General features: G+C 70.9%; 14 protein-coding genes. 7 read left to right on the plus strand and 7 right to left on the minus strand.

What is annotated here, in order from left to right:
* Positions 1-86: 86 nt before the first annotated feature.
* Complete coding sequence (locus AA23TX_RS42205) at positions 87-1,190, plus strand: S1 family peptidase (RefSeq protein ID WP_155548532.1); 1,104 nt, start codon at positions 87-89, stop codon at positions 1,188-1,190.
* A 97-nt stretch (positions 1,191-1,287) separates the two neighbouring features.
* Here the strand turns inward: AA23TX_RS42205 and AA23TX_RS42210 are convergent, their stop codons facing one another.
* The 3 genes from AA23TX_RS42210 to AA23TX_RS42220 form a co-directional block, all read right to left on the minus strand.
* Positions 1,288-1,692, minus strand: a complete 405-nt coding sequence (locus AA23TX_RS42210; RefSeq protein WP_155548533.1) for an SsgA family sporulation/cell division regulator — start codon at positions 1,690-1,692, stop codon at positions 1,288-1,290.
* A gap of 154 nt (positions 1,693-1,846) precedes the next feature.
* Positions 1,847-3,064 (minus strand): MFS transporter, encoded by a 1,218-nt coding sequence (locus AA23TX_RS42215; protein WP_155548534.1) that lies wholly within the window; start codon positions 3,062-3,064, stop codon positions 1,847-1,849.
* Between the two features lie 39 nt (positions 3,065-3,103).
* Positions 3,104-3,577: an Lrp/AsnC family transcriptional regulator gene (locus AA23TX_RS42220; RefSeq protein WP_155548535.1), complete on the minus strand. Its 474-nt coding sequence runs from the start codon at positions 3,575-3,577 to the stop codon at positions 3,104-3,106.
* A gap of 212 nt (positions 3,578-3,789) precedes the next feature.
* On the opposite strand from AA23TX_RS42220, the gene AA23TX_RS42225 reads away from it, so the two are divergent.
* Positions 3,790-4,779: a beta-ketoacyl-ACP synthase III gene (locus AA23TX_RS42225; RefSeq protein WP_155548536.1), complete on the plus strand. Its 990-nt coding sequence runs from the start codon at positions 3,790-3,792 to the stop codon at positions 4,777-4,779.
* On the opposite strand, the gene AA23TX_RS42230 is transcribed toward AA23TX_RS42225, so the two are convergent.
* The 3 genes from AA23TX_RS42230 to AA23TX_RS42240 are packed head-to-tail and all read right to left on the minus strand — an operon-like array spanning position 4,767 to position 7,826.
* Positions 4,767-6,260 (minus strand): adenylate/guanylate cyclase domain-containing protein, encoded by a 1,494-nt coding sequence (locus AA23TX_RS42230; protein WP_155548537.1) that lies wholly within the window; start codon positions 6,258-6,260, stop codon positions 4,767-4,769. The genes AA23TX_RS42225 and AA23TX_RS42230 overlap by 13 nt on opposite strands.
* A 27-nt stretch (positions 6,261-6,287) precedes the next feature.
* Complete coding sequence (locus tag AA23TX_RS42235) at positions 6,288-7,103, minus strand: class I SAM-dependent methyltransferase (protein ID WP_230863108.1); 816 nt, start codon at positions 7,101-7,103, stop codon at positions 6,288-6,290.
* A 33-nt stretch (positions 7,104-7,136) separates the two neighbouring features.
* Entirely contained in the window at positions 7,137-7,826 is a 690-nt protein-coding gene (locus AA23TX_RS42240) for a FadR/GntR family transcriptional regulator (protein WP_155548539.1), read from the minus strand.
* 43 nt (positions 7,827-7,869) lie between these two features.
* Here AA23TX_RS42240 and AA23TX_RS50580 point away from each other — a divergent pair, with 43 nt between their 5' ends.
* Both AA23TX_RS50580 and AA23TX_RS42255 read left to right on the plus strand, forming a co-directional pair.
* Positions 7,870-8,805 (plus strand): VOC family protein, encoded by a 936-nt coding sequence (locus AA23TX_RS50580; RefSeq protein WP_230863109.1) that lies wholly within the window; start codon positions 7,870-7,872, stop codon positions 8,803-8,805.
* Positions 8,806-8,874: 69 nt separating this feature from the next.
* Complete coding sequence (locus AA23TX_RS42255; RefSeq protein WP_155548541.1) at positions 8,875-9,648, plus strand: sulfite exporter TauE/SafE family protein; 774 nt, start codon at positions 8,875-8,877, stop codon at positions 9,646-9,648.
* Here AA23TX_RS42255 and hisC read toward each other — a convergent pair.
* Entirely contained in the window at positions 9,638-10,693 is a 1,056-nt protein-coding gene (gene hisC / locus AA23TX_RS42260; RefSeq protein ID WP_155548542.1) for a histidinol-phosphate transaminase, read from the minus strand. The two genes, AA23TX_RS42255 and hisC, sit on opposite strands and share 11 nt — an antisense overlap.
* Positions 10,694-10,838: 145 nt before the next feature.
* Between hisC and AA23TX_RS42265 the strand changes: the two genes are divergently transcribed.
* The 3 genes from AA23TX_RS42265 to AA23TX_RS42275 are packed head-to-tail and all read left to right on the plus strand — an operon-like array spanning position 10,839 to position 15,220.
* A complete protein-coding gene (locus AA23TX_RS42265) occupies positions 10,839-11,468 on the plus strand; it encodes a dienelactone hydrolase family protein (RefSeq protein WP_155548543.1) in 630 nt (209 codons plus the stop codon).
* A gap of 19 nt (positions 11,469-11,487) precedes the next feature.
* Complete coding sequence (locus tag AA23TX_RS42270) at positions 11,488-13,467, plus strand: acetoacetate--CoA ligase (protein WP_155548544.1); 1,980 nt, start codon at positions 11,488-11,490, stop codon at positions 13,465-13,467.
* Positions 13,468-13,504: 37 nt separating this feature from the next.
* On the plus strand, positions 13,505-15,220 hold the full coding sequence (locus AA23TX_RS42275; RefSeq protein WP_155548545.1) for a phosphatidylglycerol lysyltransferase domain-containing protein: 1,716 nt from the start codon (positions 13,505-13,507) through the stop codon (positions 15,218-15,220).
* Positions 15,221-15,255 lie beyond the last annotated feature (35 nt).

The following is a 15,255-nucleotide window of genomic DNA, read 5'->3' on the forward strand; positions in this document are numbered from 1 at the left end:
CGTAACGCCCACTGCGGGGACCCTCACCCGGGGGAGTACCACTGCGTGGCCGGTGCAGAGCCGCGCGTAACCACCTAGGGAGAAGCATGAAGATCGCCAGACTCTTCGGTGCCGCTGCCGCCGCGGTGATGACGACGGGCGCGCTCGTCGCGATCGCCGTCCCCGCGTCGGGACAGGACCTGCTGAACCCGGACATCGTGCCCGCCATGCAGCGCGACCTCGGCCTGACGCACGACCAGGTGCTGACGCGGCTGAAGAACGAGGACGTCGCGACCAAGGTCACCGAGGCCGTCAGCGCGACGCTCGGCGACGCGTTCGGCGGCGCCACCTACAACGCCGCCACGGGCAAGGCGCACATCCAGACCACGAACGCCGCCGACGTCGCCAAGATCCAGGCGTCCGGGGCCGAGGCGGAGGTCGTGAAGTTCGGCGCCCGCCAGCTCGACTCCACTGTGGACACCCTGAACGCCCGCGACAGCGCGGCCCCGTACGCGATCACCGGCTGGGGCGTCGACGCCGCCACCAACCGCGTCACGGTCTCGGTGCTGCAGGGCCAGCGCGGCGCGGCCGACACGTTCCTCACCCAGTCCGGTGTGGACAAGTCGTCGGTCACGATCCTCGAGACGGCTTCGAAGCCGACGCTGCACGCCAACATCCGCGGCGGTGACGCCTACTACATCGGTGGCTCGTCACGCTGCTCGGTCGGCTTCGCTACGACCACCGGGTTCGTCACCGCCGGACACTGCGGCGCGCTCACCGGCGGCGGCTCGCTGACAGGCTCGAACGGCGCGGCGCTCGGCAGCTGGATCACCTACCGCTTCCCCGGCGTCGACTACGCCGCGGTCCGGACCAACAGCAGCTGGACCCCGGTCGCGCAGATGAACAACGGCACCGCGGTGCGCGGGTCGTCGAACGCGGCGACCGGCTCGTCGGTCTGCAAGGCCGGCTCGACCACCGGCTGGACCTGCGGCACCATCGGCGCGAAGAACCAGAGCGTCCGCTACGCCGAGGGCACGGTCAACGGCATGACCGCGACCAACGTCCGCTCGGCGGCCGGTGACTCCGGCGGCGGCTTCATCGCCGGCAACTACGCGCAGGGCGTCCTGTCCGGCGGCAACACGAGCGTGACGTACTTCTACCCGATCGCCGGCGCGCTTTCGGGCACCGGCACCACGCTGAAGACCAGCTGATCCCTCCCGGAAAACAGCGAAAGGGCGGGTTTCGAGTGCCTCCAGCGCACTCGAAACCCGCCCTTCGTCCTCGCCGCGGGAATGGGAGGTTCAGGGGTCAGACGTTGCTGATCTCCTCGATCAGCCCGTCGACGTCGAAGTGCGCGCTCTCTTCGCCGAGCGGCACCAGCTCGTAGGACGCCTCGAGGAACGTCCGGATGTCTTCGATCTCCAGCTCGAACGACGCATAGCCGTCCGGTGACTCGATTTCGAGGGTGAGGAAGTCTTCGTCGTCGGACAGGTCCGGGCGGACCCGGACGTCACCCAGGCCGGCCGGCTCGTCGAGGCCGGACACGAGGAGGTCACGCGCGAAGGTCCATTCGATCCACCGGCCGCGCTCGGTCCGGAACGCCACGGTGACCGCGAACGGCTCGTCGGCGTGGTAGGAGAGGCGGGACAGGACGGGCGTGGTGCTCTCGTTCAGCACCACGAACTGGCTCTGGTGAACGGCGTCGGTCTGCATGGCCCCTCCTGGAGTCCGGTGGCGGTTCGCGCGGCGCGAACTGTTCGAGGAGGAGATGACCAGGCCCTGCGGTCATGACGGAGAAACTCTCACGTTCACTTGATCGGTTGCATCCGTCCATTGTGGTGTAACGCCCGGCACATACCCCTTGCGTTCAGGCGGCGACTGCTGGTGACGGTTCGCGCAGGGCGCCGGGGAGCTTCCTCCGCAGCACGAGCAGCGCCGGGATCGCCGCCGCGCAGGTCAGGGCCAGTACCGACCAGGTCAGCGCGTTGCTCACGCTGAGCAGGACGGCCAGCAGGCCGGGGGCGAGCGCCACCGGCAGGCCCCAGGAGAGCTGGAAGATCGAGCTGGCCCGGCCTTCGGCGCCGGCCGGCGCGGCCGCGGCCGCCGTCGCGGTGCCGGTGGGGCCGAACATCGCCTCCGCGACGGAGAAGCCGAGGCTCGTCACCAGGATCAGCCCGGCGGCGACGCGCAGGGGGACCATTTCCAACGGGATCAGCAGGGCGAAGGAAACCGCGAACAGCGTCGCGGCGCCGATGAGCGCCGCGGTCCGGCTGCGCCCGGCGAGCAGGGCGACGATCGGGCGCTGCGTGGTCACGACGACCACGGTGCCGAGCGTGATCGCGGTCCCGGCGATCCACTGTGGACCGTGCAGGAGATCCCGCACGACGATGGGGAGCACGGCGAACTTGCTCGCGCTGGCGAGCGTGAAAGCCGTGTGGGTGACGCAGAAGCCCATGAAGGGGCGGTCGGTCAGCACCGCTCGCCAGCTCCCGGAAGCCGAGCTTTCCCGTGAAAGCTCGGCTTCCGGGCCGCCGCTTGGCGGGAGCAGCCGGATCAGGACCGCCGCGAGGGCGAAGCTCGCCGCGTTCACGTACGCGAGCAAGTGGAACGCCCACGGGCTCGTGATCGTCGGCAGCACCGCGGTCGCCGCCGCGCCGATGCCCGCGCCGGCGAAGCGTCCGACCGTCTGGGTGGCCAGCATGCGGTCGGTGTCGCGGCCCGAAGTGAGCCGGGCGACCATCGGCGCGTTGCACGTCCAGAACAGCCGGTCGCCGAAGCCGGCGACCACCGACACGGCGATCACCTGCCAGCTGGTGTGGATCAGTGGGTACGCGCTGAAGGCCACGAGCCGGACGACGTTCCCGGCGACGAGCAGCGCCCGCGGCCCGAACCGGTCCATGGCCGCCCCGGTCGCCGGGCCGCTGACGAGCGCCAGCAGCGCGCCGGTGCTCAGCGACGTCCCGGCGTCGATCAGGCCCATGCCCTGGCCGTGCACCAGGAACAGCAGCGCGAACGGCACCCAGAGCCCGCTGCCGAGCGCGTCGATCAAGGTCGCGATCAGGAAGATCCGGCGATTCCGAAGCATGCGTCCCCCAGGTGGAAAGCACTCCAGGATATCGCTTCGCTACGGGCCCAGCGGCAGGCCGAGCCCGACCTTCACGCGGTCCATCGCCACGCTCGTCGTGAAGTGCCGGACGTTCGGGTTGTCGAAGAACATCCGCCGGGTGAACGCCTCGAAGCCCGCCATGTCCGGGCACGTCACGACCAGCACGAAGTCCGCGTTGCCGGTGACGTAGTAGCACTGCTGGACGCAGTCGTCGGCGAGGATCTGGCGGCGGAACGCGTCCAGGACCGCGAGGTTCTCCCGCTCCATCTCGACCATGACGACGAACGTCATGCTCAGCCCGAGCGCCTCCGGCGACAGCACCGCGACCTCGCGCTCGATGACCCCCGCTTCGCGCAGCCGCTTGATCCGCCGTTGCACCGCCGCGGCGGAGAGGCCGACCTTCGCACCGATCGTCTCGGCGATGGTGCGGGCGTCCTCCTGGAGGCAGGCGAGGATGGCGATGTCCAGCTGGTCGAGGTCGGGAGTCTGCACTCCAGCAGGCTAGCCGGGACCTCCGACAATCCGCCGGGCGTTCGCTGCGCGCTCACTCTTGCGTGACGTCGCTCACTACTCCGTTCGAGGGGAAAGTGAAACAACTTTTTCAGTGACCTGGAACACAACTCACGGGTCTACCAGGGGGTAGCGCATAGAAGTGGAAGACCAGCCGGTCGCTCCGCCAACCCCCGGCGTGGGGAGGCTCTCCCGTGCCCGCACCTGCCGCCGTGCTGACCGGAATCGGTTCGTGGTTGCCGACGACGGTCCTGGGCAACGACGAGATCGCCGCCCGGCTCGACACCACCGACGAGTGGATCCGGACCCGCACCGGCATCCGGGAGCGCCGCGTCGCCGGACCCGACGAGTCCACTGTGGACCTCGCGGTCGGGGCGGGCCGCGAAGCCCTCGCGGGGGGCTCCGCCGACGTCGTCGTCCTCGCCACGTCGACCCCCGACCAGCCCTGCCCGGCCAGCGCGCCGCAGGTCGCGGCCCGGCTCGGGCTCGGCACGGCCGCCGCCTTCGACGTCAACGCCGTCTGCAGTGGGTTCGTCTACGCGCTGGCCACGGCGGCGGGGTTCATCGCGGGCGGCATCGCCGAGCGCGTGCTCGTGATCGGCGCCGACACCTTCACCACGCTCATCGACCCCGAAGACCGCACGACCGTCCCGATCTTCGGCGACGGCGCGGGCGCGGTCCTCCTGCGGGCCGGCGACGCGGACGAGCCCGGCGCGTTCGGGCCGTTCGACCTGCACAGCGAGGGTGAGCTCGCCGACCTGCTGTGGGTCGAAGCCGGCGGCGCGCGACGGCGGCTGTCCGACCAGCCGAGCGACCGCTTCCTCGCGATGCAGGGCACCGCGGTGTTCCGGCACGCCTGCGCGCGGATGGCGGAGTCGTCGCGGACCGTGCTGGAGCGCGCGGGCTGGATGGTCGGCGACGTCGACCGGTTCGTCGGGCACCAGGCGAACATCCGGATCCTCCAGGCGACGGCGAAGCAGCTCGGCATGCCGGCCGACGCCGTCGTCGCCAACATCGACCGCGTCGGCAACACCAGCGCCGCGTCCATCCCGCTCGCCCTGGCCGACGCGCGGGCCGACGGCACCCTCGTCGCCGGGCACCGCGTGCTGCTCAGCGCGTTCGGCGCGGGCTTGACCTGGGGCTCGACGGTGCTGCGCTGGCCGGACCTGGGTCAGCTGTCCTGACGTTCCGGGCCGGCTGTCCAAGTCGGCGTCGGCTCCTGGCGGCCCCGCAGCTCCAGCTCGCCGTGCTTCACCCAGTTCGCGCCTTCGCTCGGCAGCGCCGCCGAGACGACGGCGTCGCTGGCCAGGATCCGTGACGGCACCGCCTTGGCCAGCTCGGTCAGCCGGGCGGCCTCGTTGACGGCGTCGCCGATCACGGTGTACTCGAGCCGGCTGCTGGTGCCGAGCTGCCCGGCGAACACCGGACCGCTCGAGACGCCGATGCCCAGGTCGAGCTCGCCGTTCGCGCACACCGCGTCCCGGATCGCGCGGGCCGCGGCCAGCGCGGCGGTCGGCCCGTCCGCGAGCCGCGTCGGCGCGCCGAAGATGCACAACGCGGCGTCGCCCTGGAACTTGTTGACCAGCCCGCCGCGCGCGCCGACCGCGGAGACGACCGCGGCGAACAGCCGGTTCAGCTTCTCGACGAGCTCCTCCGGAGGCGTGCGGTAGGCGAGCGCGGTCGAGTCGACGACGTCCACGAACAACGCCGTGACCTCGCGGACGTCGCCGGACAGGGACGCGCCGTACTCCAGCGCGTGCCGGGCGACGTCGGCCCCGACGTGCCTGCCGAAGAGGTCCCGCATCCGCGCCTGCTCACGCAGGCCGGCGGCGAGCTGGTTCACCGACGTCTGGAGCAGGCCGATCTCGCTGGAGTCGTCGACGTCGACGGTGACGTCGTTGTCGCCGCGCGCGATCCGGTCGAGGGCGACGCGCAGCCGGTGCAGCGGCGCCGCGACGGCCCTGGCCAGCAGGGCGGTGCCGATCGCGCCGACGCCGAGGCCGATCACCGACAGCATGATCAGGCTGGCGGTGTGGTTGCCGGAACCGAGTTCCGGTGGCGTCGCGACGAGCAGGACGCCGACGAACGGGACGCCGCTGGCCAGCGCCCAGGTGACGACGAGCCGGGTGAGCACGGTGACCGGCAGCGACCCGCTCGGCGGCAGGACCTCCAGCGCGATCGTCATCACCGGCCGCGCCACCCACTCGGCGGCGAGGTAGGTGAGGCCGACGGTGGTGAGGCCGCCGAGCCCGATGACGGTGGCCATGCCGACCGCGTCTTCGCCGGAGCCGAGCACACCGGCCAGCACGCTGAGGACGACGGTGCCGATCAGCCAGAGGGTGCCGCTGACGACGGCCATGTCGACGGGCAGCCGCAGCGCGCGCTTGGCTTCGCTTTCCGACGGCGGCCGGCCGAGCACGAACCAGATCGCGGTGCGGCGCTGCAGCCAAGCGGTCCACAGCGTCCCGGCGAGCAGCGAGACGGCGACGATCCCGGCGGCGGTCAGCCCGAGGATCCACCCGCGGTCGCCGACGTCGCCGGGCAGGCCCTGCAGCAGGAGAAGCAGCGCGACGACCGCGGACCCGGCGACGCTGGAGCCGAGCCCGAGCCCGGCGAAGCCCAGGCTGGTGCGCAACACCACCCGGAAGTTGCCGATCTTGCGCACGGCCTCGATCGTACGGGCGGAGCCGCGTCAGAAGCGGTACCGCACGATGTGGGCCATCCGCGCCAGTGGCGGGAAGTACTTCAGCATCCGCAGCTGGAACCGGGTGGACGCCCGCAGCCGGGCCATCACCTCCGGGTCGGCCCAGTGCGACGCGTCCAAAGAGGACATCAGGTCGAGGCCGAGGCGCTCCAGTTCGCGCGGGTCGTCGATGCCCCAGTGCAGGGTCGCCTTCGCGCGCCGGACCGGGGTGTTCAGCTTCTGGGCCTTGATGCCGAACTTGCTGAAGACGTCGCAGATCAGCTCGCCCGACGGGAACTTCGCGACCAGCCGGCGGATCAGCTCGGTGCCGTCCTCCGGGGTCAGGTACATGGTCAGGCCCTCGGCGACGATCAGCGCCGGGCGGTCCGACGGCACCTGGTCGAGCCACCCGAAATCCGTCACCGACGTGCCGATGTTCGTGTGGTTCGGCGCGGCCGCGTAGAGCTTCTCGCGCAGCTCGACGACCTCGGGGTAGTCGACGTCGTACCAGTGGACCGTCTCCGGCGGGGCGAGCCGCTGGAAGCGCGTGTCCATGCCGGCGCCGAGGTGCAGCACGATCGCGTCCGGGTGCTGCCGCAGGTGCTCGGCGGCCCACTCGTCGATCGGCTTGGCCCGGAGGACGACGCTCGCGGCGCTGTCGCGAGTGATCCCGAGCTTGGCGAAGTCGTAGTCGATCTGCCGGACGGCTTCGTCGGCGGCGTGGTCGCCGAGCACCGGGTCGGCCTCGCGGCTGTCGAGCGCGCGGCCGTAGAGCGTGGCCAGCATGGTGGCTTTTTCTTCGGTGAAGTGCACCTTCTCCATCACGACCCCCAAAACTTTCACAATGTTGTGAAAAGTCTAGCGCTCTTCGGGGTGCGCGGCGAAGTCGTGCGCGTAGGTCTTGGCGTCGACCAGGTGCTTGAGGGTCAGCTCACGGGCCGCGGCGGGGTCGGACCGGCGGATGGCGTCGAGGATCGCGCGGTGGTCGTCGACGGCCTTGCGGATCTGGCCGGGCAGCCGCAGCGCCGCCCGCCGCTCCTCGCCGACCAGGGCGAGCACGGACCGCAGCAGCCCGGCGACGTCGTCGTTGCCGGCGTTCTGCGCGATCACCCGGTGGAACTCGGCGTCGGCGGCGATGACGTGCAGCATGTCGCCGTCTTCGGCGGCCCGCGCCATCTCGGCGACGTTGTCCTCGAGGCGGCTCACGGTCTTCGCGGTCGCCTGCCGGGCGAGCCGTTCGGCGAGGGTCGGCTCGACGGTCGCGCGCAGGTCGAAGAGCTTTTCGACGAGCTGGTCGTGCTCGGTGAACCAGGTGCGCAGCGGCTGTTCCTGCTGCTCACGGACGTAGGTGCCGGAGCCGGCCCGGATCCGGACGTAGCCGATGGAGTCGAGGACGCGCAGCGCCTGCCGCAGCGAACCGCGGCTGATGCCGAGGTCCTCGCACAGGACGCGTTCGGCGGGCAGCCGGGAGCCCGGCGGCAGCTTCCCGGAGTCGATCAGCGACCGCAGCCGGTCGACGGTCGCGCTCCAGACCTGCTCGGTGTCCACGCGCCCATCTTCTCAGCTCCGGAAACTGTCGGTGGTGACTGTCATGATCACCGGCATGGACATCCTGGGGGCGTGGGTGCGGGGCTGGGCGGTGTCGCGAGAGGTGCCGCCGCCGGTGGAGGAGCCGGACGGCTTCCGCGTCGACGTGGGCTTGCCGCGGCACCGCGTCCGCTACCTGCTGCGGTCGCCGTCGACGGTGGCCAGGCGGGCGCGGACGGTGGCCGCGCCGGGTACGTGGCTGAAGGTGTGCGGCTCGCGGGCCGCGGTGATCGAGGGCCTGACGGCGGAATGGGAGGCGAGGCCGACGGAATACTTGATGACCTTCGACGGCGCCTTCGTGCCCGCCGAGGTTCCGGCGGGGTACTCGGTGGCGGTGACCGGCGAGGGCCCGGTGTGGGAGGCATCGGTGACGGCCGAGGGCGCGCCGGCCGCGCGCGGCTGGGTCGCGGTGGCATCGGGGGTGGCGGTGTTCGACCGGATCGTCACGGAGCCCGAACACCGGCGTCGCGGCCGGAGCACAGTCGAGCGTCCTGCTGGCCTCGGAAGCGGGGCGAGGGTTGTACGGCGCGCTGGGCTGGCGCGTGGAGTCCGACGTCGTCCCCGCTCACGTATCGGAAGGATCGAAATGACCGCACGGTTCAAGGACCTCGCCCTGGACGCGAACGACCACCAGTCCCTGGCCGACTGGTGGTGCCGGGCCATGGGTTACGTCCGCCGCGACTCCTTGACCGGCGACGAACGCCCGGACGACTGGCCCGTCCCGATCGTCGACCCGGCGGGCAAGGGACCGCTGATCTGGCTCAATCCGGTCCCGGAGAAGAAGACGGTCAAGAACCGCCTGCACCTGGACGTCTTCGGCGACCCCGCCGAGCTGCTCGAACTGGGCGCGACGCTGGTCCGCGAACGCGACGACGACATCGAATGGGAGGTGCTGGCGGATCCGGAGGGCAACGAGTTCTGCGTCTTCACGCCGCGGTGAGTGTCCGACCGGACACATCTGCGTCGCGGGACAGGCTCACGATGCTTAGGCTCCGCACGTGAATGCTTCATGACGTGGTGGCACGCGGCGATCATCGTCGTCGCCGGGATCTGGGCGGGCACCATCAACGCCGTCGTCGGGTCGGGGACTCTCGTCACCTTCCCTGTCCTGGTCGCGCTGGGGTATCCGCCGGTGACGGCGACGACGTCCAACGCCATCGGTCTCGCGCCCGGGACCCTCAGCGGTGCTTGGGGCTACCGGCACGAGCTGGCCGGCTACTGGCCGCAGGTCGCGAAGTTCGCCGTCGCGTCTTTCCTCGGCGCCATCGGTGGCACCATCCTGCTGCTGTCGTTGCCGAAGGACGCCTTCGAGGCCGTCGTGCCCGTGCTCGTCGGCCTGGCCGTGATCCTCGTGATCGTGCAGCCGAAGGTGTCGAAGTGGGTCGCGAAGCGGCGCGAAGAAAACGGCGCCGAGCACAAAGCCGGCCCGCTGCTGATGTTCCTCATCTTCCTCATCGGCATCTACGGCGGCTACTTCACCGCCGCGCAGGGCGTGATGCTGATGGCGGTCATGGGGATGCTGCTGTCCGAACCGCTGCAGAAGCTCAACGGCGTCAAGAACGTCCTCGCCGCCGTGGTGAACGTCGTCGCCGGGGTGATCTACGCGTTCGTCGCGCCGATCAGCTGGCCCGTCGTGCTCTGGCTGGCCGTCGGGTCGACCGCCGGCGGCTTCCTCGGCGCGAAGATCGGCCGGAAGCTGCCGCCGGCGGTGCTGCGTGGCGTGATCGTCGTGATCGGCGTCGCCGCCGTGATCCAGCTGGTGATCAAGCAGTTCAGCGGCTGAAGTCGCGCGCCGCGGCCAGGAAGAGGTCGTTCTCCTCGCGGGTCCCGATCGTCACGCGCACGCCGTCGCCGGCGAACGGGCGCACCACGAGCTTGCGGTCGAGCGCGTGCTCGGCGAACGGCACCGCCTGGTCACCCAGCGGCAGCCAGACGAAGTTCGCCTGCGTCTCGGGCACCCGGTAGCCGGCTTCGAGCAGCGCGTCCCGCACCCGCCCGCGCTCGGCGACGATCTCGTCGCAGCGCGCGAGCAGCTCGTCCGCCGCGTCGAGCGACGCCAGCGCGGCCACCTGGGCCAGCATGTTCACCGAAAAGGCGACGTACACCTGGCGAAGCGCGTCGGCGATCGGCTCGGGTGCGACGGCGTATCCGACGCGCAGACCCGCGAGGCCGTACGCCTTCGAGAACGTCCGCAGCACCATGACGTTCGAGCGCGTCCGCGTGTACTCGACGCCGTCGGGCACCTCGGGGTCGGTGACGAACTCCTTGTAAGCCTCGTCCAGCACCACCAGCACGTGCTCCGGGACCGCGTCGAGGAACCGCTCCAGCTCCGCGCGCCGCACCGCCGTGCCGGTTGGGTTGTTCGGGTTGCAGACGAAGACCACGCGCGTCTTTTCGGTGATCGCCGCGAGCATCGCGTCGAGGTCGAGCTCCTGGCCCTCGGTGATCGGGACCTTCACCGACACGGCGTTCGCCACCTGCGTGACGATCGGGTACGCCTCGAACGAGCGCCAAGCGAAGATCACCTCTTCGCCGGGGGCGCAGACCGCCTGGATCGTCTGCTGGCACAGGGAGACCGAGCCGCAGCCGATGGCGACGCGTTCCACCGGCACGTCCAGGTCGCGCGCCAGCCGCTCGCGCAGGGCCTGCGAGCCGGTGTCCGGGTAGCGGTTGATGCCCGCGGCGGCTTCGGCGATCGCCCGCGCGACGCTCGGCAGCGCACCGCCGGGCACCTCGTTGCTCGCCAGCTTGATCGCGCCTTCGATCGTCCGGCCGGGAATGTATTTCGGCAACGATTCGAGATCGGCACGAGGGGACACGGACGACATCTTCGGCGCTCCTCCGATTGAACGGGACGACCCGGTCACCGTATCTTTTCCGCCCGCCGCCCCGCGACTCCCTTCAGGCGGTATGTGACCGGCAGGGCTGACAGAATGGGTTCCTTCCGTTCACCTCGAAGTGATTGAGTGACGTATGACGTCGACCAGCACCGTGGACTACCAGCGCACCGACGGCCGCGCGCTGCGCCTCACCTTCTCGGCACCCGAAGGCGCGCTACGCGGCGGTTTGGTGGTGCTGCACGAGGCGGACGGGGTCACCGACGGCGTCAAGATGCTCCTCGCCAGCCTCGCCCTCGAGGGCTGGCTGACCGTCACCCCGCACCTCGAAAACGCGGAGCTCACGCAGCAGGACCTGCTCGACGCGACGGACATCACACTCGCCTGGCTCGTCGAACGCGGCGTCGAGGCGGATCTGCTCGGCGTCATGGGGTTCGACCTCGGCGGCACCGCGGCGCTCGTCGTCGCTTCGCACCGCAGGCTGGGTGCCGCCGTCAGCGTCGGCGGGCAGCAGGCCGCGGAACTGCCCGCGCTGGTCGAGATCGCCGGGAAGCTCACCAGCCCGTGGCTCGGCATGTACGGCGACGCCGGCGACGAAGCGGGCGGCGCCGAGGTCGAGCGCCTGCGCGACGCCGCGGCGTCGGCGAAGGTCGCCACGAACGTCGTCCACTACCCGGGCGCGAACCACCGCTTCGACGCCGACCCGGGCGCGGCCGCCGAGGCCTGGCAGCGCACCCTGAATTGGTTCGACGCGCACCTGCGGTAGGCGGGATTACAGTCGTGAGGTGACGCACACCGCCGACGCCCCCGAAGTGCTCTGGCGCCCTGAGCCGAGCCACGTTGCCGACACCAAGATCGATGCCTTCCGCCAGTGGCTGCGCGCCGAGCGCGGCGTCGAGGTGGACGACTACCGCACGCTCTGGGAGTTTTCGGTCGAGCGCGTCCCGGAGTTCTGGGCGGCGGTCGCGGACTTCCTCGGCGTCCGCTGGCACGACCAGCCGCGCGAGGTGCTCTCCGGCGAGATGCCGGACGCCGTCTGGTTCGAAGGCGCCACGCTGAACTACGCCGAACACGCGCTCACCCCCGGCGTCGCGGGCGCCGCGAAGGGTGACGACGAGACCGCGGTGATCTTCCACCGCGAAGACGGCTTCGCGGAGCACCTGACGTACGGCAAGCTCCGCGCGCAGGTCGCGGCCGCGCGGGCGGCGTTCCTGGACCTGGGCGTCGGCAAGGGCGACCGCGTCGTCGCGCTGGCCCCGAACTGCCCGCAGACGCTGGTCGCGTTCCTCGCCGCGGCGAGCATCGGGGCGATCTGGTCGTCGTGCTCGCCGGACTTCGGCGTCCGCGCGGTAGCCGACCGCTTCGTGCAGATCGAGCCGAAGGTGCTTTTCGCGGTCAACGCCTACGCGTACAACGGCCGTCAGTTCGACATCCGGACGACGGTGGCCGACCTGCAGGCGAAGCTGCCGTCGCTGGCCGCGACCGTGCTCGTCGAGTACGTCGGCGAAGGACGGATGGACGGCGCGCTCGATTGGGCCGAGCTGCTCGCGGCGAACGAAGGCGCGCCGCTGCTGTTCGAGCCGGTCGACTTCGCGCACCCGCTGTGGGTGCTCTACTCCTCCGGCACCACCGGCCTGCCCAAGGGCATCGTGCACGGCCACGGCGGCATCACGCTGGAGCACCTCAAGGCCCTCGCGCTGCAGACCGACCTCGGGCCGGGCGACCGGTTCTTCTGGTTCAGCACCACCGGCTGGATGATGTGGAACTTCCTCATCTCCGGCCTGCTGGTCGGCACGACGATCGTGCTCTACGACGGCAGTCCCGGGCATCCCGACCTCAACGCGCTGTGGCACCTGGCCGAGCAGCACCGCGTCACGTACTTCGGGACGTCGGCGCCGTTCATCCAGAGCTGCCTGAAGGCGGGCATCAAGCCCGCGGAGCGCTACGACCTGACGGCGTTGCGCGCGCTCGGCTCGACCGGGGCGCCGCTGAGCGTCGAGGGCTTCCGCTGGATCGTGAACGAGGTCGGGAAGAAGGTCCAGATCTGTTCGGTCTCCGGCGGCACCGACCTGTGCGCGGCGTTCGTCGCGTCGGCGCCCGACGTGCCGGTGTGGCTGGGGGAGCTGTCCTGCCCGGCGCTGGGCGCCGCGGTCAACGCGTTCGACGAGGCCGGCAACGCCGTCGTCGAGCAGGTCGGCGAGCTGGTGATCACGAAGCCGATGCCGTCGATGCCGGTGTACTTCTGGAACGACCCGGACGGCTCGCGCCTGCGTGAGGCGTACTTCGAGATGTACCCGGGCCGCTGGCGCCACGGCGACTGGATCCGCGTCACCGGCCGCGGCTCGGCGGTGATCTACGGCCGCAGCGACTCGACGCTCAACCGCGGCGGCGTCCGGATGGGCACGGCGGAGTTCTACCGGGTCGTCGAGGGCTACGACGAGGTCGCGGATTCCCTGGTCGTGGACACCTCGGCGGCCGGCAACGACGACGGGCAGCTGATCTGTTTCCTGGTGCTCACCGGCGGCGCCGCGCTCGAAGACGTCGAGCCCCGGCTGAAGAAGGAGCTCCGTAGCGCGCTGTCACCGAGGCATGTACCCGATCGGTTCGTCGTGGTTCAGGAGATTCCTCGTACCTTGAACGGTAAGAAGTGTGAGGTACCGGTGAAGAAGATCCTGGCCGGTGTGGCTCCTGACCGGGCGGTCAGCCGTGACGCGCTGGCCAACCCGGCGGCGTTGACGCCGTTCGTGGAGCTCGCCGGGGGGTGAATGGGGGAAGCATGATCGTCCACAACGGGTTGCACAGGTGGTGACGGCGACACGCGCGCAGACCACCTGGCGGGTGGCGGGGACCACCACCGTGGGGGTGATCACCTGGGTGACCCGACTGGCCGGACTGATGACACTCGTGTCGGTCCTGGTGCCGGCCGGGCGCCGGAACCTGCGCGGGCACCTGTCGGAGTGGCTGGAGCTGCCGCAGGAGGCGACGGTCGCGGCCGCGACCGTCGCGCTGGTGACGGGCGTGCTGCTGGTGCTGCTGGCCGCGGGCTTGCGACGCCGCAAGCGCCGAGCCTGGCAGCTGGCGATCGGCGCGACGGTGCTGCTCACGGTGTCGCACATCGGGCTCCGGCACGTCTTCGGCGCCGGGCTGGTGTCGGTCGTGCTGCTGGTGGGCCTGATCGCGAGCCGGCGTTATTTCGTCGCGAAGCCGGACCCGGTGGTCGGCCGCTGGCGCGCGGTGCGGGTGTTCCTGCAGCTGGCGCTGGCCGGGTTCGCGATCAACGTCATCCTGCTGTCGGTGGCGTCCCGGGCCGTGCTCGAGCCGATGAGCTTCCCGGACCGGCTGGCGGAGTCGGCGCTCGCGCTGGTCGGCGCCAGCGGGCCCGCGGTGTTCCACCAGATGTGGCTGGAGGACATGACCGCGGCCGTCGGGCTGCTGTTCGGGCTCGCCGCGACCCTGGTCTCGGCGTACTTCCTGCTGCGCTCGGCCGAGCCGGCGCCCCGGCTGTCCGACGAGGAGGTCGGCCGCCTGCGCAAGCTGCTGGACGAGCACGGCGACCGGGACTCGCTCGGCTACTTCGCGTTACGGCGGGACAAGTTCGCGGTGTTCTCGAAGACGGGCAAGGCCGCGGTGACCTACCGCGTGATCGCCGGGGTGGCGCTGTGCTCGGCCGACCCGCTCGGCGACCACGAGGCGTGGCCGGGCGCGATCGAGGAGTACCTGGAAGTCTGCCGCCGCAACGGCTGGGTCCCGGCGGCGATGGGCGTCTCGGAGCTGGGCGCGACGGTCTGGGCCCGGTTCGGCCTGGAGGTACTGGAGATCGGCGACGAAGCGGTCGTCGACGTCGGGGACTTCACCTTGGACGGACGCGTCATGCGCGGCGTCCGCCAGGCCGCGGCCCGCACGAAGCGCGCGGGCTACAAGGTGCTGGTGCGCCGGGCCGAGGACCTGCGACCCGGTGAACTGGCCGAGCTGGTGACGCTGGCGGCGAAGTGGCGCGGCACGGACACCGAGCGTGGCTTTTCGATGGCGCTGGGCCGCATGGGCGACGCGGGTTCGGTGCTGGTGACGGCCGAGCAGGGCGGGCAGGTGCGCGGCGTGCTCCAGTTCGTGCCGTGGGGCGCGACGGGCCTTTCGCTGGACGTCATGCGCCGCGACCGCACGGCCGACAACGGCGTCAACGAGCTGATGATTTCGGAGCTCCTGCTGGCCGCGGAGAAGCACGGCGTCGAGCAGGTGTCGCTCAACTTCGCGGCGTTCCGCTCGTTGATGGAACAGGGCAGGCGCATCGGCGCCGGCCCGGTGGCGCGCATGTCCGCCAAGGTGCTGCACTTCTTTTCACGCTGGATCCAGATCGAGACGCTGTACAAGTTCAACGAGAAGTTCCAGCCGCGCTGGGTGCCCCGGTACTTGGTGTACCCGGGAGTGCGCGAACTGCCCCGGGTGGGCATCGCGACGTTCGAGGCGGAAGGCCTCGGCGGAAGGTCCCCGCGCCTGCTCAGGCTGCTGCAACGAGCGTGAGGGGGGTGCTGTCGGAGGGTGATCGGGGGGTGTGT

Source organism: Amycolatopsis camponoti, from assembly GCF_902497555.1.
GTDB classification, from domain to species: domain Bacteria; phylum Actinomycetota; class Actinomycetes; order Mycobacteriales; family Pseudonocardiaceae; genus Amycolatopsis; species Amycolatopsis camponoti.

Coding starts and splice junctions, on each gene's coding strand:
- AA23TX_RS42205 (WP_155548532.1), top strand. CDS start 87: ATGAAGATCGCCAGACTCTTCGGTGCCGCTGCCGCCGCGGTGATGACG.
- AA23TX_RS42210 (WP_155548533.1), bottom strand. CDS start 1,692: ATGCAGACCGACGCCGTTCACCAGAGCCAGTTCGTGGTGCTGAACGAG.
- AA23TX_RS42215 (WP_155548534.1), bottom strand. CDS start 3,064: ATGCTTCGGAATCGCCGGATCTTCCTGATCGCGACCTTGATCGACGCG.
- AA23TX_RS50580 (WP_230863109.1), top strand. CDS start 7,870: ATGATCACCGGCATGGACATCCTGGGGGCGTGGGTGCGGGGCTGGGCG.
- AA23TX_RS42255 (WP_155548541.1), top strand. CDS start 8,875: ATGACGTGGTGGCACGCGGCGATCATCGTCGTCGCCGGGATCTGGGCG.
- hisC (WP_155548542.1), bottom strand. CDS start 10,693: ATGTCGTCCGTGTCCCCTCGTGCCGATCTCGAATCGTTGCCGAAATAC.
- AA23TX_RS42265 (WP_155548543.1), top strand. CDS start 10,839: ATGACGTCGACCAGCACCGTGGACTACCAGCGCACCGACGGCCGCGCG.